This is a genomic window from Devosia sp. SD17-2 (assembly GCF_029201565.1).
GTDB lineage: Bacteria > Pseudomonadota > Alphaproteobacteria > Rhizobiales > Devosiaceae > Devosia.
In genome coordinates this window covers 3,000,638-3,022,633 of the sequence record NZ_CP104002.1, presented here as the reverse complement: position 1 = coordinate 3,022,633, position 21,996 = coordinate 3,000,638, and the positions used below count along the sequence as shown (strand labels likewise).

Here is a 21,996-nt window from a genome sequence, read left to right as displayed (position 1 = left end):
GCAACGCGCGACTGCCGCTGTATTCGTCTTGGAAAGGGTGGGTTGCGCGGAGGGGGCGCCCATGTGGCCGGTATCGCGGCAATCGGCTCTTCAAAATCGCGTGGCAGGAGAGCCAGGGCTCTTCTGCCACGCAATGTGTTTAGAACGGAGACATCGTCGTCGCCGCTATTATGCGACCTTGGAGATGTCCGGCACGGCGTCGAGCAACATGCGCGTGTACTCGGCCTGCGGGTTGTCGAAAATCTGGTCTGTCGGACCTTTTTCGACCAATACGCCATTGTGCAGGACGCCCACGGCGTTGCTCATCTGGCGCACGACGGCGAGGTTGTGGCTGATGAGAAGATAGGTGAGGTTGAACTCGTCCTGCAGGGCTCGCATCAGGTCGAGGACCTGCGCCTGCACCGAAACGTCGAGGGCCGAGGTCGGCTCGTCGCAAACGATGAATTCCGGCTGGCTTGAGAGCGCGCGGGCAATTGCGATGCGCTGGCGCTGGCCACCCGAGAACTCATGCGGGAATTTCCGCATGACGCTAGGGTCGAGGCGAACCTTGGTGAGGAGCTCTGCCACCCGGTGGTCGACTTCAGCGCGGTTGCGGGCGATGCCCAGCGTGCGCATCGGCTCGGCGATGATGTCCTTGACCCGCCAGCGCGGATTGAGGCTGGCGTACGGGTCCTGGAAGATCATCTGGACGCGCTTGCGGCGCTCCTGATGTCCCTTGCCGCCGGCCCAGATGTCGTGGCCATCGACGAGGATCTGCCCTGAACTCGGCTTCACCAGCCCGACGATCATCTTGGCACAGGTGGACTTGCCAGAGCCGCTTTCCCCAACAAGGCCAAATGTTTCGCCCTTGTTGATTGTAAAGCTTACCTCGTTGACCGCGCGGAACAGTTCGACCTTGCCCGGCAAAAGTTTGGTGAAGCTGCCGCCGCCAATTTCGAAGTCGCGGACCAGCGACTTGACCTGGACATAGGCCTTGTCGTCGTTGGCAGCTGCGCTCGGAACCACGGCTCCTTCCTGGCGGACGATGGTGGGAATGCTCTCGATCAGCTTGATCGTATAGGGCTCGCGAGGGCGACGGATGATATCGCCAACCGTACCTGTCTCCACGACCTTGCCCTGATGCATCACTACCATGCGGTCGGCTGTCTGGGCGATGACGCCCATGTCATGGGTGATCAGCATCACCGCAGCGCCATGGTTGGAGCAGAGCTTCTTGAGTACCTTGATGATCTGCGCCTGCACCGACACGTCGAGCGCCGATGTCGGCTCGTCGGCCACGATCAGTTCCGGACCTGCAGCAATTGCCAGGGCAATAACCACGCGCTGGCGCATACCGCCGGAGAACTGGTGCGGATAGCTGTCGATACGTTCGGCAGCCTTGGGAATACCAGCTTCGACCAGCAGGTCGATGGCTTTCTGGCGTGCTTCCGCCTCGTTAAGGGGCAGGTGTGCACGGATGGTCTCCGTCAGTTGCTGGCCCACCGTATAAAGCGGGTTGAGGCTGGTCAGCGGGTCCTGGAAGACCATGCCGATCCGCTTACCGCGCAACTTGGCCCGCTGTTCTTCGGGCAGGTTGTCGATCCGCTCGCCTTTAAGTCGGATTTCGCCCCGGGCAATGCGCCCGGGAGGATCAATGAGGCCAATGACGGCCGCACCGGTCATCGACTTGCCGGCGCCGGACTCGCCGACCACGCCGACCACTTCGCCCGGCATGATGTCGAATGAGACGCCGTTGACGGCGGTGAACACGTCATCGTGGAAAGGAAATTCCACGACGAGATCTTTGATCGAAAGAACTGGCTCGGTCATCAGCGCAACTTGGGGTTGAGGGCGTCGCGCAGCCAGTCACCGAGAAGGTTGACCGAGAGCGCAAGCAGCACGAGGGTGACGGCCGGGAACAGCAGGATCCACCACTCACCGGAGAAGAGGAACTGCTGGCCGATGCGGATCAGCGTACCCAGCGACGGCTGGGTTGGAGGAACGCCGACGCCGAGATAGGACAGCGTCGCCTCTTCGATAATGGCTAGGGCCAGGCCGATCGTGCCGATCACGAGAACCGGGCCGGTGACATTGGGTAGCACGTGGCGCAAGAGGATGATGATTGGGTTGACGCCGAGGATGCGAGCGGCGGCAACATAATCCTTCTGCCGTTCGACCATGGTAGCGCCGCGCACCGTACGGGCAAACTGCGCCCAGTTGGCAAGGCCGATGGCGATGATCAGCACCCAGACAGCGGTGCCTTCCTGCTGGTTGGGGGGGATGATGCCGCGGGCGACGCCAAAGATCAGGAGCGCGATCAGGATTGCAGGAAAGCTCAGCTGCACGTCCGCGATGCGCATGATGATCGCATCGACAACGCCGCCGACATAACCCGACACCAGCCCCAGGCCGACGCCCATCACCATGGCAAACAGCGTTGCCATGACGCCGACGAACAGCGAAACGCGCGAGCCATACATGATGGTCGAGAGCATGTCGCGGCCCTGGCTGTCAGTGCCGAGCGAGAAGTACTTGCCCGACATGGATGTCGAATTGGGCGGGGTAAACCCGTCCATCAGGTTCAATGTCGCCGGGTTGAACGGATTGTAGGGGGCAAGCCACGGCGCCAGGATCGCCATCAGCACCAGTAGCAACGCCACGATGGAGGCGACGATCGTGATCGACGAATGCCGATAGGACCAGACGATGTCGGACCGAATGAAAGTCTTCCAGCGCGAAGTCTTTGCGGCAGGGACAGGCTGATCCGGCGAATGGGGTAGGTCTGTCACGATGCTACTTCCCGGCTCTGACGCCGTCGCGCAGGCGCGGATCGACGATGAAATAAAGGATGTCAACGATGAGGTTGATGACGACGAAGATGAGCGCCACGAAGACCAGATAGGCGGCCATCACTGGTACGTCGACCGCGGCCACCGAGTTGACGAACAGCGATCCGACACCTGGCCATTGGAAAACGGTTTCAGTGATGATCGCGAAGGCGATAACCGAGCCGAGCTGCAGGCCGGTAATGGTAATGACCGGCACCATGGTGTTCTTGAGCGCATGGCCGAAGTTGATCGCGCGATTGGACAGGCCACGCGCCTTGGCAAAGCGGATGTAGTCGGTCCGCATCACTTCGAGCATTTCCGCACGAACAAGACGCATGATCAGCGTCAGCTGGAAAAGCGACAGGGTGATTGCCGGCAGGATCAGCGAACGGAGACCGGATTGCGTCAGCAGGCCCGTGCGCCACCAGCCCAACTGGATCACCTCGCCACGCCCGAAGGACGGCAGCCACTTCAGCTCAACGGCAAAAACATAGATGAGGCCAATGCCGATGAGGAAGGTCGGCAGCGACACCCCGATGAGCGACAGGGTCATGATCACGCCAGTTGAGAACGTCCGCTGGCGAAGGGCGGTATAGATGCCCAGGAAAACCCCGCCAACCAGGGCGATGATCGAAGAGGCGAAGGCAAGTTCGATCGTGGCCGGAAGGCGCTCGAGGATCAGCTGGCTCACAGGTTGCTGAAGCCGATAGGAGATGCCGAACTGGCCCTGCAGTGCGTTGGACACGAAGGCAAAGAATTGCATGTAGAAGGGCTGGTCGAGGCCCAGTCGTTCGCGTGCAGCGTCGTAGTCAGCCTGCTTGGCGTCCTGACTGAGCAGCGCGGCGAGCGGGTCGCCGACATAGCGGAACACCAGGAATGCGATGAACGCCACGACCAGCATGACGATGACGGATTGCACGAGTCGTCGGGCAATGAAGGCGAGCATGACGCCCCCTTAAAAATGGAGCCGCCGCGGGAGATGGACTCTCCGCGCGGCGGCTCTGGATTGACGGAAATTAGTCGAAAGTGACCGTGGTCATGTTCGGCTGGTTCTCTGGCTGAACAGCCAGGGTCACGCCGTCACGCATTGCATAGGCAAGGACCTGATTGTGGACCGGCATAAGAACGCGGTCAGCCTTCACGACTTCCCAGATTTCGGCGATGGTCGCGTCGCGCGCTGCGATGTCGTCCATGGTGCCGAGGGCGATGATCTTCTCGTCCAGCTCAGGATTGGTGTAGAGGCCGACGTTGTAGGTGCCGTGCAGATCCGTTTTGGAGTGGATCAGGTCGTTAAAGACATAGGCGCTGTCGAATGTCGGAACGCCCCAACCGAGGAGATAGAAGTCCGAGTTGTTGGCGAGGATGATCGGGCTGTGCTCGGCGACAGGGCGCGATGCCAGCGTCACCTGGATGCCGATCTGGCCGAGCATGCCGACATAGGCCGTGGAGATGGCTTCGTCGTTCACATAGCGGTTGTTCGGCGTGTCGAGGGTGACGGTGAAGCCATCAGGATAGCCGGCTTCGACCATGAGGGCCTTTGCCTTTTCCACGTCGGGCTTCGGATAGGCGTCAAGCTCGGGAGTCCAGCCGTTCACGAACGGAGGGTTCGGGATGCCGGTCGGGATCGACTGACCGCGCATGACGACCTGCTTGATCGCATCGCGATCGAGCACGAGTTCCATGGCTTCGCGGACCAGCGGATTGTTGAACGGGTTGCTGTCCGTGATGTTCGAGGACTTCAGCGGCTCATCGCCAAAGCGGTAGCCGAAATAGATGAAGCGGTTTTCAGGGCCGATTTCGACCTTGAAGCCATCGGTGTTGCTGAGGCGCTCGATATCCTGCGGCGGCACGTCCTGGACGATATCGATTTCGCCCGAGAGCAGAGCCGAGATACGGGTCTGGGCATCGGCGATGGTGAGATATTCGATCTTGTCGACGGCAGGCTTATCGCCCCACCAACCTTCGTTGTAGTCGAGCACGGTCTTCACGTCGACTTCGCGCGAAGTCAGGGTGTAGGGGCCGGTGCCGTTGGTGTTCAGCACGGAGTAGTTGCTGGCGCCGCTGGCGAAATCCTGGACGACGGCGAGATCGTTCTCGTCCGACCAGGTCTTGTCCATGATGAAGGTGTTGGTGAGGTTGTTCGGATAGATCAGCGCAGGGCCGGTCATCTGGAACTCGACGGTATAGTCGTCGACTGCCGTCACCGATTCCACTTCGGCGTGCAGCTGCTTCATGTTCGAGAACTCGCTCTTGGCGCGTTCGATCGAATAGACGACGTCTTCGGCGGTGAAGTCGTTGCCGTTGTGGAACTTCACGCCTTCACGCAGCTTGAAGACCCAGACGGTCGGATCGCCTTCCTTGAGGGCGTATTCGGTCGCGAGGCGCGGTGTCAGGCTGCCGTCATTGTCGCGGCCAAGCAGCGTCTCATAGATATGATGTGCGAGGGTGTGCGTGTTTCCCTGGTTCTGGGAATGAGGATCCAGCGTCAGCGCATCAGAAGAACGCGCCCAGCGGATGGTCTCGGCGTTGGCCACGCCGACAAGCACTGTCGAGGTGATAAGCACCGCGGTAATGCGGGCAAGTGACTTTTGCATCAATGTTCTCTCCGTTCCTGAGCATCGACCTCCTCGCTGAATTCATGGGAGGCTTGTTCCACACGAGAGCCCAGTTTTTGTGCCAAATCAATCGATCATTGCTGTTTTCACTCGCTCACAATCGCGAAATTTACTTCCAGGGATCGGCCCATGGTGCGTCGACAAACCTAAGTGGCTGGAATCGCGGGACTATACGAACCGTCGCGACGCGTCGTTCGTATACGAAGTAAACCCCTCTTTTATTCCAATAGGACGTGGAAAATTTTCCGGACGGTCAAATTTTGACGCGTCTCGCTACTCGGAAGGTGGGGGGTAAGGGGCGCTCAGCGGCCCCTCAGCCGAGCAAGAGGCTCCAGACGAGCACCAAAAGGCTGGTGAGCGCACCGTTGAGGGCCATCGCGATACCGGCGAACGCGCCGGCGACATCATTGACCTGGAAGGCCCGGGCCGTGCCGATTCCATGGGAGGCGACCCCGACCGCAAATCCGCGGGCCGCGAAGTTCCTGATGCGAAGGGCGTTCATCAACGGGGTGACGATCACAGCACCCGTGATGCCGGTGAGAATAACAAGGACCGCGGCCAGTGACGGGACGCCGCCAAGGCTGCGCGCCAGTTCCATGGCGATTGGCGCGCTGGTCGATTTCGGGGCGATTGAGGCAATGATCTCGGCTGGCGCTCCGAAAGCGGCGACAATGGCCACGGCGCTGCCAATGGCGGTCAGCGAGCCTGCAACCAGGGCGCCGGCCATCGGCAGGAGGACGGGTTTGACCTTGTCGAGATTTTTAAAGAGCGGCACCGCCAGCGCCACGGTTGCCGGGCCAAGCAGGAAGTGGACGAACTGCGCGCCTTCGAAATAGGTCGTATAGGGTGTGCCCGAAACCAGGAGCAGCGTGATGATGATCGCCCCTGCGATGAGAACGCTGTTGGCCAGAGGCGAGCCGCCCAGCTTTTTGCCCACGACATGAGCGATCAGAAATGCTGCGATCGTCACTGCTAGCCAAAGCAGGGGGCTGGTGTTGAGATAGACCCAGATCGTGCTGATGCCGCTCATGACGACTGCTTTCCGGTCAGCTTGGCGATCCAGAGGAACGTGAAAACAGTCACCAGCAGGGTGGCGAGCGTCGAGAGCACAACTGCCAGGAGCAGTGGTCCGCCCCAGTCGACAAGGACGCCGCCATACTGGATCACCCCGACCGCCGAAGGCACGAAGAGCAGGGACAGGACCCCGATCAGGCCAGTGGACACCGCGTTGGTGCTGGCATCGAGCGTTTTGCGCAGCACGAGAAAACCAAGCAGCAGCAGCATGCCCGCCACCGGCCCTGGGAAGGCGAAAGACGGCAGGACGAGCCGTGTCGCGACGACAAGGGTTTCGCCCGCCAGCTGAAATCCCAGCAGCACCGCAAAACCCGCGAGAATTGCGACCGGCGTCAACGCCGGCCGTGCCGGTTCCGTCTTGCTCGCTTGGCTCATTGCCTCGCCTTCTCCTTGGCCGTGCCCTGACGGGCTATCGAATGGCGGGCTAGTGCGTGTGCTTCACCACCTTGCCATTGGCCATGATGAGCGACATGTGCGCGCCGTCGTCCTGCAACAAGGTAATGTCCTCGAGTGGATTGCCGTCAATCACCAGCAGGTCCGCATAGGCATTTTCGGCGATGATGCCGGCCTGTCCCTCAAGCTGGCAGAGACGCGCGCCGATTGTCGTGGCGGAGCGGATGATCTCAGCCGGGCTCAGCACCTTTGCCAACAGCTCAAACTCCATGCAGTGATACTTGCGAAGCTGACCCAGGAGGTCCGAGCCGAAGGCCATGGGCAAGCCGGCGTCACGCATGATCTCGAGCGAGCGAAGGCCACCGCTGCGCACAGTCTCGATCTTGGAAAACTCGGTGGCACCAAGTCCCAGTGCCTCGCCTTCAATAGCGAGGGCATCATAGGCGACGAGCGTCGGCACGGCGATACAGCCCTTTTCAGCAGCAAGCTTTGCGGTCTCGGGCTCGATAAGATTGCAATGCTCGAGCGAATGCACGCCAAGCTCGACGCAGCGGCGGATGGCCTTGTCGGTATAGACGTGGGCCGAGACATAGAGACCGGCATTGTCCGCCTCTTCCACCATGGCCGCAATCTCTTCGCGAGAGTACTGGATGGAATGGATCGGATCGTTGGGGGAGGACACGCCGCCGTTGGCCATCACCTTGATGAAGTTGGCGCCTTCCTTGATCATTGTCCGGCAGGCGGCGCGCACATTGTCGACGCCATCGACGATGAGACCCATAGAGCCGAGGCGTTCGGACAAGATTCCGGGGCGGTCGTCCGTGCGCTTGCGCAGATCGGCGTGGCCGCCTGTCGTGGTCAGGCCCTTGCCACAGATGACGAGGCGTGGGCCGTCGATGAGACCTTCTTCGACGGCCAGCACCAGACCGTAGTCGGCACCGCCCAGATCGCGCAGCGTTGTAAAGCCGCGCATCAGCGCTTCATCCATCACCCGTGCCGAGCGCAGGGCGGACAGCGAGCTCGGGGCAATCATATTGCCCCAGAGATCGAGCGTCTCGGCCACGATATGGACGTGGCAGTCGATGAGGCCCGGCATGAGCGTCTTGCCGGAAAGATCGATGATCTCTGCGTCGGCAGGGCGGGGCAGTGCGGCTCCGATCGCGGCGATGCGATTGCCCTCGACCTGAACATCGAGCCCGTCGCGCAGTTCGCCTGCTTCGGCATCAAGAATACGGCCGCCTGTAAAAATGATGGTCTTGGTCATATCGGTTCTCAGCGGTGGTGACAGGCGACAAGCTGACCGTCTTCACGCGCGGTGAGAGCGGGTTCGGTCGTCTTGCAAAGATCGGTCGCCAGCGGGCAGCGCGTATGGAACGGGCAGCCGCTCGGCTTGCGCGTGGCGCTCGGGATGTCGTCATTTGTCGCGCTGAAACTGTGTCGCTTGCGCGGGTCGCGCGACGGCGCCGAGCGCATCAGTAGCTCGGTATAGGGGTGGAGCGGTGTCGAGAAGATTGTCTTCTTGGGCGCGATCTCGACGATCTTGCCCAGATACATCACAGCCACACGGTGCGAGATGAATTCCACCACACCAAGATCGTGCGAGATTGAGAGGTAGGAAACGCCAAGGTCACGCTGCAGATCGCTCAGCAGGTTGAGGATCTGGGCCTGTACCGACACGTCCAGCGCCGACACGGGCTCATCGCAGACGATAACGTCCGGGTTCAACGCCAGAGCGCGGGCGATACCGATGCGCTGGCGCTGGCCGCCGGAGAACTGGTGCGCAAAGCTGTCGGCCTGATCGGGACGCAGGCCCACGCGCTGCATCAGCTCGGCGACGCGCGCCTCGCGTTCTTCGCGCGTACCCACCTTATGAATATCGAGTGGCGCTCGAATGATATCCCGGACGCGCTGGCGCGGATTGAGCGAGGAGAACGGGTCCTGGAAGACGATCTGCATGCGCCGACGATAGGATTTCAGCGCGGTGCGATTGAAGCTCTTGATAGCCAGGCCGTCGAATTCGACCTTACCGCCAGTCGGCTTGACCAGCCCCATGAGCGCGAGGCCTGTTGTGGACTTGCCGCATCCGCTCTCGCCCACAAGGCTTAGTGTCTCGCCGCGATTGAGCGAAAAGCTGATGCCGTCGACGGCCTTCACCGAGCCGATCTGGCGCTGGAGGACGCCGCCACGGATAGGGAAATGGACCTGCAGGTTCTCGACGCTGAGAAGTGGCGTTTGATCAGGCTGCATCATCGTGCTCCCAGCAAGCGGCCCAGTGGCCGGGGCGTTTTTCCTCGAATGGGGGACGTTCCTCGAGGCATCGCGCCGAGGCGTTGGGGCAACGGGGCGCAAAGGCACAGCCCTTGGGCAGGTCCCAGAGCGCAGGAACCGTACCCGCAATATCGGCGAGGCGATCGCCCTCCTGCGAGGAGGCGCCCGCGCCGGGCACCGCGCCCATCAGGCCAACGGTGTACGGGTGAAGTGGATTGTCGAAGAGGTCATAAATGCTGGCTTCTTCGACTTTGCGACCGGCGTACATCACGATGACGCGGTCGGCGACTTCGGACACCACGCCGAGGTCGTGGGTGATGAGGATCTGAGCCGTCCCGAGCCGCTTCTGCAGATCAGAGATCAGCCCCAGGATCTGGGCTTGAATAGTCACGTCGAGCGCGGTGGTCGGCTCATCGGCGATGATAATGCTGGGGTCGCAGGCGAGAGCCAGCGAGATCATGGCGCGCTGGCGCATGCCGCCCGAAAGCTCATGCGGGAACTGCTTGGCGCGACGTTCCGGGTCGGGCATCTGCACCAGACGCAGCACGTCGATGGCGCGCTGATCGGCTTCGCGGTGGGTGCACTTGCGATGGGCGCGCACGGCTTCGGCGATCTGTTCGCCAATGCGCAGCACCGGGTTGAGTGCGGTCAGCGGCTCCTGGAAGATCATGGCGATCTTCTCGCCGCGGAACTGCTCGACCTCGCGCTGGCCCATGGCCAGGAAATCCTGGCCATCGATCAGCATTTTTCCGCTGGTAACGCGTGCCGCCTCGGGCAGCAGGCGCAGCAGCGACAGCGCAGTCATGGATTTGCCACAACCGCTTTCGCCCACGATGCAGAGAGTTTCACCCGGATGCACCGAAAGGCTCATGTCTGAGACAACGGCGAATGAGCCTTGGGCGCCTCTGATCTCGATATTGAGATCGGACACCTCGATTGCCGCTTTTTGCGTTGCGCTTGTCTGGCTCATCGCCGTCGTCTCCTTTACCGGCCGGGGCAGGCCAGATTCGTGCTCACTCAGTCGGTAGCGCCGTCGAGGTTACCGATCATGTACGCATAGTCGCCCGAGTGGACGAGGTTGCGCGTGAGGTGCTGCATGATCATGATGCCGTTCTCGAACGGGGTTTTGATCTCTTCGAGCACTTCGAAATTGTACGGGCTGACCACGCGGCCCAGCAGCTCGCCGCCCTTGATGATCTCGCCGTTCGCGGGAGCCAGCGTTTCGATCCAGCCGCCCTGGGTCGGACGGACGCCGGCCAGCTCGGTGACCACGATCTGCTTGGGGTTTTCCCAAGGTTCGCCGGCGATGGTGCCGGTTGTCTTGAGCATGTTAAGCACGCCATCGACCGTCTGCTTGACGTAGCCGGTCTGGTCGACAATACCGCCGCCCAATTCGATCACGGCAACGGGGATGTTGCGGGTGTCGATCGTTACGGTCTTGGTCGTGCCGCCGAAAACGGTGCCCTGCTTGTTTTCCACCGGACGGTAAAGAACCTTCGAGCCGAAGGCGCGCGACAGGCGCTCGTCATTCCAGATGTAGACATAGTCTACAGTCGGGCGGTCGGTGCCCGAATGCAGATCGATATGCACGTCGATCTTGTTGAGGAACTCATTGGTCAGCGCATGGGCCAGCTGCTGGCTGTGCGTACCATTCGGATTGCCCGGGAACTGGCGGTTGAGGTCGACCTTGTCGATGGTCGAATAGCGTTCGTTGAAGGCGAATGCGGTCGGGTTCGCCACCGGCAGCAGCAGGATGCGGCCCTTGATCGACATGTCCTTGAGCACGCGGAACAGTTCCAGGATTGCCTGCGAACCGGTGTTCTCATTGCCGTGGATGGCAGCCGAGATACCGATCGTGGGGCCGTCCTCTTCGCCCACCAGCTCATGCATAATGATCACGGCATCGGAGCCGTCGGCATTGGTGGTGAATTTCGGGCGAAGCTGATTGATCGCTTTTACCATGATGCAGTTCCTTAGTTACTTGGCGGACTTGCCGCCGCCACGGGACAGCTGGCGGGGATCAAGAATGTCCCTGAGGCCGTCACCGAGAAGATTGAAGCCGAGCACGGTGATCATGATGGTCGCGCCCGAAATGATGGATAGCCACGGTGCGTCGCGCATGAAGCGCGTGCCGTAGGCGAGGGTCCAGCCCCAGGTCGGCTCCGGCGGGGGAAGCCCGAAGCCGAGGAAGCTCAGTGCTGACTCCGAGATGATCGCCGTGCCGAGGCCGAGCGACGCCAGCACGATGATCGGGCCAAGAGCATTGGGCAGGATTTCCTTGAAGATGATGCGGATCGGACCCGCGCCGAGCGCCTTGGCGGCCTGCACATAATTCTGCTCGCGCAGCACCAGCGTGGTCGAGCGCACGACACGGGCATATTCGGTCCAGGCCACGACAATGATGGCGAGCGCGACGTTGAACACGCCCGGTCCAAGCACCGCGACGATCGCAAGCGCCAGCACGATGGCAGGGAAGCCGAGGAAGATGTCGGTGATGCGCATCAGCAGCTGGTCGACCCAGCCTCCGAAATAGCCGGCGACGAGGCCCACAACCGTGCCGATGATCGCCGAGGCGGTCACAGAGATGACGGCGATAGTGAGCGAGATGCGCGCACCAAAGATCAGGCGGGACCAGAGATCGCGCCCAAAATTGTCGGTGCCCAGGATGTGGTCCGCAGTCGGGCCAGCGAAGCGGTTGCGCATGTCCATCTGCTCGACGCCATGGGTCGCAAACCAGGGCGCGAAAACAGCGAGGACGATGATTGTGAGCGTGATCAACGCGCCCACGATCAGCGAGATGTTGGTGAGAGCTTTCGGCAATCGCATGGCGTTATCCGAGGCGTACGCGCGGATCGACCGCGGCATAGAGAAGGTCGACGATCAGGTTCACCAGAGCGAACACGATGGCGAAGGTCAGCACGATGCCCTGAATAAGGGGTAGGTCACGCTGCGAGATGGCCGAGATGGTCAGCTGACCAAGGCCGGGCCAGGCGAAGATGGACTCCGTCAGAACGGCACCGCCGAGGAGGGCGCCAAACCGCAGGCCGATAACGCTGAGCACCGGAAGAAGGGCGTTTCGCAGGGCGTGGCGGACGACGACACGGCCCTTGCGCAGCCCCTTGGCATAGGCGGTGCGCACGAAATCTTCGCGCAGCACTTCCAGCATGGAAGCGCGGACGAGGCGCGAGATGATGGCGGCCGAGTTGGCAGCGAGAGCGAGGGCGGGGAGGGCAATGTGGCGGAACGACTCCCAGAGCACCTGCGGACGACCCGTCAGTGCGGCCCAGAGAGCCTCATGCATGGGCACCCCGCGACCGATGGAGGGCAGCCAGCCCAGCTGCACCGCAAACAATAGCATGAGCAGGAGGCCAAGCCAGTATACGGGCATGGACACGCCAAGCTGTGCGAACAGCATGGTTACGGTATCGACCCACGAACCCTGACGGATAGCCGCCAGCACGCCAAGGGTGATGCCGATCACGCTGGCCAGCAAAAGGGCAACAACGGCCAACTCGATGGTGGCGCCGAGACGCCCCGCTATGATCTCGCTCACCGGCTGGTTCTGAAAGATCGACCGACCCATATCGCCCTGCAGCAGGGCGGCAAAATAGTTCCAGAGCCGAATATACCAGGGATCGTTCAGACCCAGCGAATTGCGCAGGTTGAGGATCGCCTCGGGCGTGGCGTCCTGACCCAGAAGCACAGCAGCCGGGTCACCCGGAATGATGAGCAACAGGCCAAAGGTCACCACAACCATGCCGATGGCCATTGGGATGAGCAGGAGAAGACGGCGGGCTATGTAGGCGAGCATGGCGACCTACCTCAGTTCGAGCGGAAGAGGGTCATCCCAGGATGACCTCATCGAGCTTGCGGGGATATTTGGTGAGGCTTTCGGGACCGGACGCGGTCACGAGGACCGTGTCGGCCAGCCGGAAGCCGCCAAGTCCGGGCACATAGAGCGCCGGTTCGGAGGAGCAGACCATGCCGGGCAGCAGGACGGTTTCGTCGCCGCCTTCCACCCACGGTGGCTCATGGAACATCACGCCCATGCCGTGGCCGACGCGATGCGGGCAAAACTGGAACACGCCCTGATCCCGGTAGAAATTGAGGGCGCGATCATCTGCGGAAGAACAGGTGGCACCGGGCTGGAGCCCTGCGGTGCCGATGCCCTGGGCTTCCTGGGACAGATTGTAAAACTTTGTCTGCTCGGCATTGGGCTCGCCGAGGATAAAGGTGCGCTCGCTTTCAGCCGCCCGTCCACCAACGCGGCAGCCGAGCGAGAGGATCATGCTTTCCCCGCGTTGTGGACGATGGGCTGTCGGCATGCCGTGCGGGAAGGCAGACCGCAGCCCCGAATAGACAAGACCGCCCGCGATCCCGGCGACATACATGATGTCCTCGTGCTCGTTCTGCATGATCTCGAGCGCGTGGCTGATGATGAAGTTCTCGATCTCGATCTCGGTCGGCATGGTATTGCCGGTGCGCAGCGACTCCGAGATCAACTCGGCCCCGGCATTGACCATGCTGTCAGAGATGCGGGCAGCCTCGCGGTGCAGCACAATTTCTTCGGGATATTTGATGTAGCGCTGGGTGGTGACAATCGAAGTGGCCGTCAGCCGTGCATTCGGGAAAGCGCGCTGGATCTGCGCGACGCGGCCATTGGACATGCCGAAGCTGTGCCCGATCGTGCCCTTGAGGTCACCCAGAGTACGGGCCAGCACGGCAAAGGCGGGATCGCGGCCCGGAAATTCGAAATAAACGACGAACTCTGCGCCATCATATTGCGAGCTGGCATGGTGCCGCTCAAGCTCAGGGATCAGCAGATAGGTCGTGGTCGCAGTCAGGACGACGGCAATCGGCCGCTCATTGGAGTAATGCGAGAAGCCGGTCGTGTAGACGACGTCGTCATTGGCATCCAGAATAAGGACGTCGATGCCCTGCTGGGACATTTTTGCGCGAATGTCGCGTTGTACCCGCGCGTAAAACTCGGCGCTGAGGCGCTGGTTGAAAGTCATGACGGTCGTCCTGCTCTGGAGCGTTGGGGGATGGGCCGGCGCCGGAGCGCCGACCCAAAGCCATTGGCTTAGTCGTTGAGGCCGATCAGGCCGCGCAGATTGCCGCGCGGCGTGGCCTGCACCTCGACGGGCAGGTCCTTGCTGTAGAACAGCTGGTAGCCCTGGGCCGAGACGATGTAGTAGGGCAGCTCTTCCGCGAGGATCGCAGCGGCCTTCTGGTAGGCAGCAGCACGGCCAGCCTGGTCGATGGTCGAACGGCCTTCCTGCAGCAGGGCGTCAACTTCCGGGTTGGAATAGCCACCCCAGTTGGTCGGGCCACCGGTCGAGAGCTGAGCGAACATCAGGCGATCGGGATCGACTATGTTGAGCCAGCCGAGCAGGGCGATCTGGTGCTTGCCCTGCTGGACATAGTTGGTCGAGAAGCTCGGCCAGTCGCTGATCTGGGCCACGGCCTTCACGCCAGCCATTTCGAACATGGCCTGCAGGAATTCCACGGTCTGGACGCGGTTGGTGTCTTCCGAGTGGGTCGACAGCACGACTTCTAGCGCCTTGCCATCCTTGTCGAGGTAGCCGTCACCGTTGGTGTCGCTCCATCCCAGCTCGTTGAACAGCGCGACAGCGCCTTCAACGTCGAAGGTCGGCTGCACGATGTCAGCCGAATAGGCCCAGGACGACGGCAGGATGATCGAGGTCGCAACTTCATCAACGCCCTGGAAGATGTCGTTGACGATGGTTTCCTGGTCGATCAGCATCGAGAAGGCCTGACGCATCTTCGGGTCGGCCAGCAGCGGGTCATTGGCGTTGAAGTTGACGTAGGTCACGCCAAGGCCAGCCATGATGACATTGCCGAAGCGGTCGTCATTCTTGAGGCGCTCGATATCCTGGGGGGGAAGCGGGGACTGGATGACATCCAGATCGCCGGCCTCGAAAGCCTGCGAACGGGCCGAGTTGTCGCCGATGATCTTGAGCGAGATCTTTTCGAAGGCCGGATCTGCGCCCCAGAAGTTCTCGTTCTTGACCAGGGTGATTTCGCTGCCGCGGTTCCAGCTTTCGAGCTTCATCGGGCCTGCGCCGACAGGGTTGAGCGCGATGTCGTGGCCAGCTTCGACCAGGGCCTTCGACACGATGCCGAGGTCGAGGTAGCTCAGGAGCGGCGCGTAAGGTGCGCTCAGGCTGAACTTGACGGTCTGCGCATCGACAGCCTCGATCGCGGTGATCGGGGTGTAGAGGGCACGCTGCGGAGCGTTGAAATCCGGGTCGAGCAGCGTGGTATAGGTGAACACCACGTCGTCAGCGGTCAGCGCGCTGCCGTCCGAGAACTTCAGGTCCGGGCGGAGCTTGAAGATAACGGTCTGCGGATCCGGGCTTTCCCAGCTCTCTGCGAGGTCCGGAACGGCCTCGAGATTGTTGGTGATGTGCACGAGGCCCGAATAGATCAGGTCATTGGTGCGCGAGGCCGTGGTGTCGCGCATCAGGCGCGGGTCCAGCGTGCCTGCGTCGACGTCCATGCCCACCACGAGGGTGGTCGTGTCCTGCGCCATGGCTGCATGCATCGGCATGAAGCTCAGGGCGACAATCGCACTGGTAGTGAGAAGAAACTTCTTCATTTTTGTTCCCTTCCTTGACATTATGCTGTCTCTCTCTCCGATCCTGGGCTCGCCTTTGCCTGGCGCAATTGTGCGAGCTTTGGGACTAGGATTGCCTCCAGCGCGCCAGGATCTGGCGCATGCCGGAATTCGAAGCACTGGACACTGGGCCGCACGAGCGTAGCCACGTGGTCTGCGCCCGAAGCAAAGACCACCGCGTCACAGGTTGAAAGGATATCGGCCAGGTCTGGCGCCGAGGACCAGGTGACCCGGATGTCTGAGACATGCGGGGCAAACTCGCGCACGCTGGGACGCATGATCGCAATATATTCCTGGAAATGGGTGACGGCCGCGACGCGGGAGCGCGGGTCGAGACCCGCAAGGGTCTGGCGAGTGCGCTGCGATGGCAGGAAACGGAGCCCCAGGATCGTTGCGCCCTTGACCGCGCTGCGGACCTCCGCCTCGCGATGGCCAAAGGTGATCACGAGATCGGCCTGCATGCAAAGCCGGTATTCCGGCCCGTCCGCCTGAAGGGACTCGAGGGTGACCAGATCAATCGTGTCGAGCGGGGACAGGACCGAGCGGATGTCGTCGACATAGTCGCGCCCCGGGCCTTCGAAGATGCAGACAAAGACCAGTTTGAGGCCAGTGTCCGGTCGGCGCATGTGCGCGCGGGCATTAATCATCGCAACGAGCGACATGGGCGGGACGCCCAGCATTTCTGCCTTGGCAATGATCGCGTCAATGTCGCGGCTCAGTGCGTTGATGGGCTGGTTGTCGTCGAGGGCCTTGCGCGGATCGCGCATGGTGAAAGCCCCGAGGCCGGGACGCATCTCCACGAGACCTTCATCCCGCAGCTGCTGGTAGACCTGGTTCACCGTCATCGGCGCCACGCCCAACTCGGCGGCGAGCTGGCGCACAGATGGCAGCCTGGTGCCGTACGGGGTGTCACTGAAGGACAGGACGTAGCTCAACAGGCCGTGCAGCTGCGTCCCGATCGGTACGGGTAGCGACTTGTCGATGCTGGACGGGTCGAAGGTGAACATGTGTTCTATCCGGTTGATACACTAACCGTACTCACGCGTTCGGCCCTGCGCAATAGGGTGTGGGGATTTTTCGCGCAGCTTGTGAATTAGCATCTTTTATGAGCATCATGTGCCGGGTTTATGGGCTTTCATGCGCCGCGCTGCCGATGCTACTGTGGCCCGCTACTGAAAATTGCCGGGGAAGGTGTACTAATGGAATATGTCAATCTTGGTCGGACGGGCCTCAAGATCTCAAAGCTGGGCCTCGGGTGCATGACTTTCGGCTCGCCGACCTGGGCGCCGTGGGTGCTCGACGAGGCTGCCTCTCGTCCGATTCTCGAGAAGGCCGTCGACCTCGGCATCAACTTCTTCGATCTGGCTGACATGTATTCGCTGGGCGCCTCCGAAGAGGTGGTCGGTCGCGTGCTTAAGGACGTCCCGCGCCACAAGCTCGTCTATGGCTCCAAGCTCTACAATCCCATGAGCGGTGATGTGAACGATCGCGGTCTCTCGCGGAAGCATATCTTCGATTCCATCGATGGCACGCTGAAGCGTCTCAACACCGACTATATCGACCTCTATTCCCTGCACCGTTTCGACTACGAAACGCCGCTCGAAGAGACCCTCGACGCGCTCAACGATGTCGTCCGTCAGGGCAAGGTCCGCTACCTCGGCGCCTCGTCCATGCACGCCTGGCAGTTCATGAAGGCAATCGGTATCCAGCGTGCCAATGGCTGGGCGCAGTTTGTCTGCATGCAGAACCACTACAACCTCATCTATCGTGAAGAAGAGCGCGAAATGCTGCCGCTCTGTATCTCTGAAGGCATCGGCATTACCCCGTGGTCGCCTCTGGCCCGTGGCCGGCTCGCAGCACGTCCCGAAGCTGACACCACCCGGTCCCAGACCGACAAGACGGCCCAGGCCCTCTATGATCGGACCAAGGATGCAGACGATGCGGTCATCGCCGCAGTGCGGGCCGTGGCGGAACGTCATGGCCGCCCCGCAGCGCAGATCGCCTATGCTTATGTCGCGCGCCGCCCGGGCATTTCCGCCCCGATCGTCGGCATTTCCAAACTGCATCAATTCGACGACGCGATCGCTTCGCTCGACGTCAAGCTGACCCCGGAAGACATCGCCCAGCTCGAGGCTCCCTATGAGCCGAAGCGCGTTGCCGGCCACGTCTGAGGAAACCGCAATGAAGATCGGCAAGGAACTCGCTGAACTCACTGCTGGCATCGATGCGCTCTATCGCTCAATGCAGAGCAGTGATGGCTTTCTCAACAAGGAAGGCCTGGTCCCGGTCGCTATGGCAGAGGTGTTCCCGCTGCCATTGGCCAGCTACGACGATGCCCGCGAAAAGCTGCACGCGCTCGCGGCGCGCCTGCCCGCAGAGGCGGAGAGCCCACTCCGGGCGGACTATGTTGCGGAGATGATCGACTCGCTCCTGGCCCTACTTGACACGTTTGACGGCACGCCAATCTCATTTGCAGATCGCGTCGCCCGCCAGATCCGCGTGCCGCAAACCCTTGTTCCGGATGCAGAAATCGAATGCTATCGCACGACGATCCGCGAAAAGCTGGATGAGCTCGGCTATACGGGCGGTACGCTCGCCGAGGATTTTGAGCGCTACGAAGCGCAGGCTCGCGTTCCCACGGACGAAGTGCTCTCGGTTCTCAACGAGTTGATCGCCGAGGCCCGCACCCGAGTCACCGCCACCATGTATCCCTATGATCATGAAGGCATGACCCCGGAAGGTGTCACCGCGGTCCCGTTCTCGGCCTATTGCGACTATCCCACGCGAAAAGTGCTGCTGAACCTCGACTTTCCCTACACGCGTTTCTCACTGAAACACCTCGCGACGCATGAAGTGTTCCCCGGGCACCTGGTGCACATGAACATCCGCGAGAACCGCGTGGCCGATGGTACAATGCCGCTCGATGGCGCGCAGGTGGTGACCAGTTCAGCGAGCTCCGCCCTCTTTGAAGGCATTGCTGACAATGGCATGGAGTTTCTCGACTGGATCAGTGGTCCGGAAGACGAGCTTGGCGTTGCGCTACAGCGCCTGCGGAGCGCCATGCGGTGCAATGCCGCCTGGATGATGCATGCTCAGGGGATGTCGCTGGACGAAATCGTCCCGATTGTCGCCGACAAGACCCTGCAGGACCCGGTGACCATGCGCTCGCGCCTGGCCTTCCTCAGCCACAACCTCCGCGCGCCCTTCGTCTATGCCTATTACGGTGGCGACATGGCGGTGAACGCGGTGTGGAAGACGGTCAAGCCCGAGCAGCGCAAAGCCTTCTGGGAATACCTCTACAACAACATGCACACGCCGGCGACGCTGGCCAAATACTGGCAGCCGAACTAGGCCTGCCAAACATGTGGGGTCCTGCGGCGTTATCGCCGCGGGACCCAGTCCCCGAACTCATCCTGCAGATTTTAGGCGGTGGGTGCGGCCCTTTGGGACCGGGCGACTTCAAGGGCACTCATCAGCTCATCAATATGGCCCGGTTTGGTGACGACCGGTATCTCGCTGAAGCGGTCCGGCACGTCCTCGGCGGAGTAGCCGCTGAAAAACACGACAGAAACCGACTTTTCGCGGAGGCGTTCAACGAGCGGGAAGGCCGAGCCGTCCAAGAGGCGGATGTCAACGATTGCCGCGTTCAGGCCTGCGTCGGACAGCTCATCGAGTAGGGCAATGCCATCAGCCGCGCGCGCCACTATGCCAAGCACGCGCACGCCCAAGGCTTCCAGATCCGCAGCCAGGCCACTCGCCAGCAGGTATTCGTCTTCACAAATCAGGATTCGGACGTCTTCAACCGAGGACAACACAGCCACCGCAAACCGGACGATTCGGTACCCACCATATCGCTCTGGGAAATTATCGCGCTAACATAGGTTAATCAGGGGGGCGGATAGTTCGAGCCCGCGACGCTCAACCCGCACATTCCCATTCCATCGGTGTCAGATCGCCATAAAAATTTGATCAGCGGGGCAACCTTATGGTTTCTCGCGCTTTATATCCCATGCAGTTGGCCCATCTTGCGATGGACGCGATGTGTCTTTGGCCGGCTGTTCACCGAAACGAATTCCCCAGTTCAGAACATGCCGCGACCGATCGACGCCAGTGTCAGAAAAAATATTGCGCTGCCAATCCAGAGTGCGCCCGCAAGCAGGGCGAAACCTTCGATAAAGTCTGCGTCGGAGTCATGATCGTGCATTTTAGCCTCGCTGCCCATTGGTGCAGTAACGCCCAGACCTCATTGAAGTTCACTGCGAAATTCCGGACCTGCGAAAGATTTTAGGAGCTGGTGCAATTGCCTCCGGTGAACTATGAGCGCAGTGTTCAGGGCGATCAGCTAGTTAGGTAGAAATGCTCACGCAGCCACAGGCGCAGCCCGGTAGTAACCCTTCGGTGGATGATCATACCGCCTATCTATTGGCGGCAATCGTTGACAGTTCGTTCGACGCGATCATCAGCAAAAACCTCGATAGTATCATCCAGACCTGGAATGCCGCGGCCGCGCGGATGTTTGGCTATACTGCAGATGAGGCAGTCGGGAAGTCGGTGGTCATGCTGATACCGCCCCATTTGCAAAGCGAAGAGGCCGATATCATCGAGCGGATCCGCAAGGGGGAGCGGGTCGAGAGTTTCGAAACGGTCCGGCTCCGCAAGGACGGCTCCAAGATCGATGTTTCCCTGACCATTTCCCCGATCCGGCATGCCGATGGGAACATCGTTGGGGCCTCGAAAATCGCCCGGGACATCACCCAGACCAGGGAAGCTGAGCGGAGAATTCGCCTTTTACTTCAAGAGGTTAATCATCGCGTCAAGAACCAGTACGCGGTGATCCTGTCCATCATTCGCGAGACAAGCAACCGCTCGCAGTCTCCCGAGCATTTCGAGCGGCAGCTGCGCGACCGCATTCTCGCCCTGGCCCGCTCTCAGGACCTGCTGGTCAACACCGGCTGGAATGGCGCAAGCCTGGCCGAATTGATCGAGCAACAGCTCGGTGCCTTCGGCAATGAGCACAAGGTGGTCACCACCGGCCCGTCAGTGACGTTGAATTCCAATGCGGTTCAACACCTTGGCATGGCCATGCACGAACTGGGGACCAATTCCGTCAAGTATGGCGTGCTCGGCAGCGGGCAGGGGCAGATCGTGATCGAGTGGGAAATCTCGCACAGGGATGGCGAGGATTTCGTCGAATTGACCTGGAACGAGAGCACGGGTGGTGAGATTTCTCCTGTAAATCCGACGGTCAGGCGTGGTTTTGGGTCGGTAGTCCTGGAGCGCGCGGTGCCGTTTTCACTCAGGGGCGAGGCTCATGTCGAACGCGGCAGCGACTTCATACGCTGGACCCTTGTTGCGCCGCTGAGCGAACTGGTCTCCTTCCGCACCTCTCCCGCGCTGCTGCAGGCGTGAAGAAGCGCCCGTAGATCCAAATCGTCAGAGCTGGTCGTTGTAACGATCCTTGGTCTCTCCGACCGTCCGGGTCAGCTGCGAGAAGCTGCTGGTGTCATCCGACCCCTGGCTGTTGGCCTGTCGGAGCAGGCGGATCGGGAAGGCGATGGCGTCGCGATTGGCCGGCGACAGTTCTTCGACGGCCCGATCATCACCGACGACCAGCTGCTCGGATGTCGCGAGCGCCTTGTCGATCTCTTCTGTCGTCAAAATTCCCTTTGAAACCAGGGTCTTGTTGATCGATGCGATGGCCATGAGCAGGCCTTCGAGCTGAAGATTTGCGGTATTCATCCTGATCTCCTCCACTTCAAGAAAATGATCCTAACCGATTTTCGTTGCGCGGGGATAAGCCCAGTCCGCACTCTTCCAGACGGTTAAGGTGCTGATCGGCTTGCGGTTTGTGACAAGGGATGGGCCCTCGAACTCCCACGGGTCATAGAAAACCTTGGTGTCGGCATCGTAGAGCATGAAGTGGTCGTCGTGGACATGCATGACGGCAAGGCCATGGACCTCGTCCCAGCTCTCGACCTCCTGCCGCGCGCCAAACTGCCAGCCGTAAAGAGGCAGGATGCGGATAATGTCCTCCCAGTTCGAGCGGCGTAACTCTCCGTTTTTCCAGCCGAAATGGCTTTCGATCTCGGCAAGCGGCTTGCCGGTGAGTATCTGCAGGACGCTTGCGCCACAGCCGTCCTCAAGGGGACGCTGGGTGATGAAGGGAAGGCGGATCTGGTTGGGGCGGGGCGTTGTCATG

At 61.1% G+C, this 21,996-nt stretch carries 21 protein-coding genes; 3 read left to right on the top strand and 18 right to left on the bottom strand.

Translation table 11 applies throughout. The annotated features are described in order from the left end of the window. Positions 1-168: 168 nt before the first annotated feature. The 15 genes from NYQ88_RS14860 to NYQ88_RS14790 form a co-directional block, all read right to left on the bottom strand. On the bottom strand, positions 169-1,809 hold the full coding sequence (locus NYQ88_RS14860) for an ABC transporter ATP-binding protein (RefSeq protein WP_275651900.1): 1,641 nt from the start codon (positions 1,807-1,809) through the stop codon (positions 169-171). Next, the gene (locus NYQ88_RS14855; RefSeq protein WP_275654929.1) at positions 1,809-2,699 is read right to left on the bottom strand and encodes an ABC transporter permease; all 891 of its coding nucleotides are present in this window, start codon (positions 2,697-2,699) and stop codon (positions 1,809-1,811) included. The genes NYQ88_RS14860 and NYQ88_RS14855 overlap by 1 nt, the downstream gene beginning before the upstream one ends. Positions 2,700-2,772: 73 nt before the next feature. Further along, positions 2,773-3,753 (bottom strand): ABC transporter permease, encoded by a 981-nt coding sequence (locus NYQ88_RS14850; RefSeq protein ID WP_275651899.1) that lies wholly within the window; start codon positions 3,751-3,753, stop codon positions 2,773-2,775. A 70-nt stretch (positions 3,754-3,823) separates the two neighbouring features. Continuing rightward, the gene (locus NYQ88_RS14845; protein WP_275651898.1) at positions 3,824-5,401 is read right to left on the bottom strand and encodes an ABC transporter substrate-binding protein; all 1,578 of its coding nucleotides are present in this window, start codon (positions 5,399-5,401) and stop codon (positions 3,824-3,826) included. Between the two features lie 334 nt (positions 5,402-5,735). Continuing rightward, positions 5,736-6,452: an LrgB family protein gene (locus NYQ88_RS14840; RefSeq protein ID WP_275651897.1), complete on the bottom strand. Its 717-nt coding sequence runs from the start codon at positions 6,450-6,452 to the stop codon at positions 5,736-5,738. Continuing rightward, positions 6,449-6,871 (bottom strand): CidA/LrgA family protein, encoded by a 423-nt coding sequence (locus NYQ88_RS14835; RefSeq protein ID WP_275651896.1) that lies wholly within the window; start codon positions 6,869-6,871, stop codon positions 6,449-6,451. The genes NYQ88_RS14840 and NYQ88_RS14835 overlap by 4 nt, the downstream gene beginning before the upstream one ends. 49 nt (positions 6,872-6,920) lie before the next feature. Then, positions 6,921-8,153, bottom strand: coding sequence for an amidohydrolase family protein (locus tag NYQ88_RS14830; RefSeq protein ID WP_275651895.1), 1,233 nt, complete (start codon positions 8,151-8,153; stop codon positions 6,921-6,923). Positions 8,154-8,161: 8 nt separating this feature from the next. Further along, positions 8,162-9,139 carry an oligopeptide/dipeptide ABC transporter ATP-binding protein gene (locus tag NYQ88_RS14825; protein ID WP_275651894.1) on the bottom strand — a complete coding sequence of 326 codons (978 nt, stop codon included), beginning with the start codon at positions 9,137-9,139 and terminating at the stop codon, positions 8,162-8,164. After that, a complete protein-coding gene (locus NYQ88_RS14820) occupies positions 9,126-10,127 on the bottom strand; it encodes an ABC transporter ATP-binding protein (protein WP_275651893.1) in 1,002 nt (333 codons plus the stop codon). Before NYQ88_RS14820 ends, NYQ88_RS14825 begins: the two co-directional genes overlap by 14 nt. 47 nt (positions 10,128-10,174) lie before the next feature. Then, entirely contained in the window at positions 10,175-11,119 is a 945-nt protein-coding gene (locus NYQ88_RS14815) for a succinylglutamate desuccinylase/aspartoacylase family protein (RefSeq protein WP_275651892.1), read from the bottom strand. Between the two features lie 15 nt (positions 11,120-11,134). Then, positions 11,135-11,983 carry an ABC transporter permease gene (locus NYQ88_RS14810; RefSeq protein WP_275651891.1) on the bottom strand — a complete coding sequence of 283 codons (849 nt, stop codon included), beginning with the start codon at positions 11,981-11,983 and terminating at the stop codon, positions 11,135-11,137. A 4-nt stretch (positions 11,984-11,987) separates the two neighbouring features. Further along, positions 11,988-12,968, bottom strand: coding sequence for an ABC transporter permease (locus NYQ88_RS14805; protein WP_275651890.1), 981 nt, complete (start codon positions 12,966-12,968; stop codon positions 11,988-11,990). A gap of 31 nt (positions 12,969-12,999) precedes the next feature. Beyond that, the gene (locus NYQ88_RS14800; RefSeq protein WP_275651889.1) at positions 13,000-14,172 is read right to left on the bottom strand and encodes a Xaa-Pro peptidase family protein; all 1,173 of its coding nucleotides are present in this window, start codon (positions 14,170-14,172) and stop codon (positions 13,000-13,002) included. Between the two features lie 68 nt (positions 14,173-14,240). Beyond that, positions 14,241-15,779 carry an ABC transporter substrate-binding protein gene (locus NYQ88_RS14795; RefSeq protein ID WP_275651888.1) on the bottom strand — a complete coding sequence of 513 codons (1,539 nt, stop codon included), beginning with the start codon at positions 15,777-15,779 and terminating at the stop codon, positions 14,241-14,243. A 20-nt stretch (positions 15,780-15,799) separates the two neighbouring features. Next, positions 15,800-16,804 carry a GntR family transcriptional regulator gene (locus NYQ88_RS14790; RefSeq protein WP_275651887.1) on the bottom strand — a complete coding sequence of 335 codons (1,005 nt, stop codon included), beginning with the start codon at positions 16,802-16,804 and terminating at the stop codon, positions 15,800-15,802. 192 nt (positions 16,805-16,996) lie between these two features. Between NYQ88_RS14790 and NYQ88_RS14785 the strand changes: the two genes are divergently transcribed. Then, positions 16,997-17,968 (top strand): aldo/keto reductase, encoded by a 972-nt coding sequence (locus tag NYQ88_RS14785; RefSeq protein WP_275651886.1) that lies wholly within the window; start codon positions 16,997-16,999, stop codon positions 17,966-17,968. A gap of 10 nt (positions 17,969-17,978) precedes the next feature. Continuing rightward, complete coding sequence (locus NYQ88_RS14780) at positions 17,979-19,148, top strand: hypothetical protein (RefSeq protein WP_275651885.1); 1,170 nt, start codon at positions 17,979-17,981, stop codon at positions 19,146-19,148. A gap of 71 nt (positions 19,149-19,219) precedes the next feature. On the opposite strand, the gene NYQ88_RS14775 is transcribed toward NYQ88_RS14780, so the two are convergent. After that, positions 19,220-19,609 (bottom strand): response regulator, encoded by a 390-nt coding sequence (locus tag NYQ88_RS14775; protein WP_275651884.1) that lies wholly within the window; start codon positions 19,607-19,609, stop codon positions 19,220-19,222. A 544-nt stretch (positions 19,610-20,153) separates the two neighbouring features. On the opposite strand from NYQ88_RS14775, the gene NYQ88_RS14770 reads away from it, so the two are divergent. Further along, complete coding sequence (locus NYQ88_RS14770; RefSeq protein ID WP_275651883.1) at positions 20,154-21,206, top strand: PAS domain S-box protein; 1,053 nt, start codon at positions 20,154-20,156, stop codon at positions 21,204-21,206. Between the two features lie 24 nt (positions 21,207-21,230). Here the strand turns inward: NYQ88_RS14770 and NYQ88_RS14765 are convergent, their stop codons facing one another. Next, positions 21,231-21,536 (bottom strand): hypothetical protein, encoded by a 306-nt coding sequence (locus NYQ88_RS14765; RefSeq protein ID WP_275651882.1) that lies wholly within the window; start codon positions 21,534-21,536, stop codon positions 21,231-21,233. Positions 21,537-21,566: 30 nt separating this feature from the next. Beyond that, positions 21,567-21,995 carry a hypothetical protein gene (locus tag NYQ88_RS14760; protein ID WP_275651881.1) on the bottom strand — a complete coding sequence of 143 codons (429 nt, stop codon included), beginning with the start codon at positions 21,993-21,995 and terminating at the stop codon, positions 21,567-21,569. Position 21,996 lies beyond the last annotated feature (1 nt).

Coding starts and splice junctions, on each gene's coding strand:
- NYQ88_RS14860 (WP_275651900.1), bottom strand. CDS start 1,809: ATGACCGAGCCAGTTCTTTCGATCAAAGATCTCGTCGTGGAATTTCCT.
- NYQ88_RS14850 (WP_275651899.1), bottom strand. CDS start 3,753: ATGCTCGCCTTCATTGCCCGACGACTCGTGCAATCCGTCATCGTCATG.
- NYQ88_RS14845 (WP_275651898.1), bottom strand. CDS start 5,401: ATGCAAAAGTCACTTGCCCGCATTACCGCGGTGCTTATCACCTCGACA.
- NYQ88_RS14840 (WP_275651897.1), bottom strand. CDS start 6,452: ATGAGCGGCATCAGCACGATCTGGGTCTATCTCAACACCAGCCCCCTG.
- NYQ88_RS14835 (WP_275651896.1), bottom strand. CDS start 6,871: ATGAGCCAAGCGAGCAAGACGGAACCGGCACGGCCGGCGTTGACGCCG.
- NYQ88_RS14830 (WP_275651895.1), bottom strand. CDS start 8,153: ATGACCAAGACCATCATTTTTACAGGCGGCCGTATTCTTGATGCCGAA.
- NYQ88_RS14825 (WP_275651894.1), bottom strand. CDS start 9,139: ATGATGCAGCCTGATCAAACGCCACTTCTCAGCGTCGAGAACCTGCAG.
- NYQ88_RS14820 (WP_275651893.1), bottom strand. CDS start 10,127: ATGAGCCAGACAAGCGCAACGCAAAAAGCGGCAATCGAGGTGTCCGAT.
- NYQ88_RS14815 (WP_275651892.1), bottom strand. CDS start 11,119: ATGGTAAAAGCGATCAATCAGCTTCGCCCGAAATTCACCACCAATGCC.
- NYQ88_RS14810 (WP_275651891.1), bottom strand. CDS start 11,983: ATGCGATTGCCGAAAGCTCTCACCAACATCTCGCTGATCGTGGGCGCG.
- NYQ88_RS14805 (WP_275651890.1), bottom strand. CDS start 12,968: ATGCTCGCCTACATAGCCCGCCGTCTTCTCCTGCTCATCCCAATGGCC.
- NYQ88_RS14800 (WP_275651889.1), bottom strand. CDS start 14,172: ATGACTTTCAACCAGCGCCTCAGCGCCGAGTTTTACGCGCGGGTACAA.
- NYQ88_RS14795 (WP_275651888.1), bottom strand. CDS start 15,779: ATGAAGAAGTTTCTTCTCACTACCAGTGCGATTGTCGCCCTGAGCTTC.
- NYQ88_RS14790 (WP_275651887.1), bottom strand. CDS start 16,804: ATGTTCACCTTCGACCCGTCCAGCATCGACAAGTCGCTACCCGTACCG.
- NYQ88_RS14785 (WP_275651886.1), top strand. CDS start 16,997: ATGGAATATGTCAATCTTGGTCGGACGGGCCTCAAGATCTCAAAGCTG.
- NYQ88_RS14780 (WP_275651885.1), top strand. CDS start 17,979: ATGAAGATCGGCAAGGAACTCGCTGAACTCACTGCTGGCATCGATGCG.
- NYQ88_RS14770 (WP_275651883.1), top strand. CDS start 20,154: ATGCTCACGCAGCCACAGGCGCAGCCCGGTAGTAACCCTTCGGTGGAT.
- NYQ88_RS14765 (WP_275651882.1), bottom strand. CDS start 21,536: ATGAATACCGCAAATCTTCAGCTCGAAGGCCTGCTCATGGCCATCGCA.
- NYQ88_RS14760 (WP_275651881.1), bottom strand. CDS start 21,995: ATGACAACGCCCCGCCCCAACCAGATCCGCCTTCCCTTCATCACCCAG.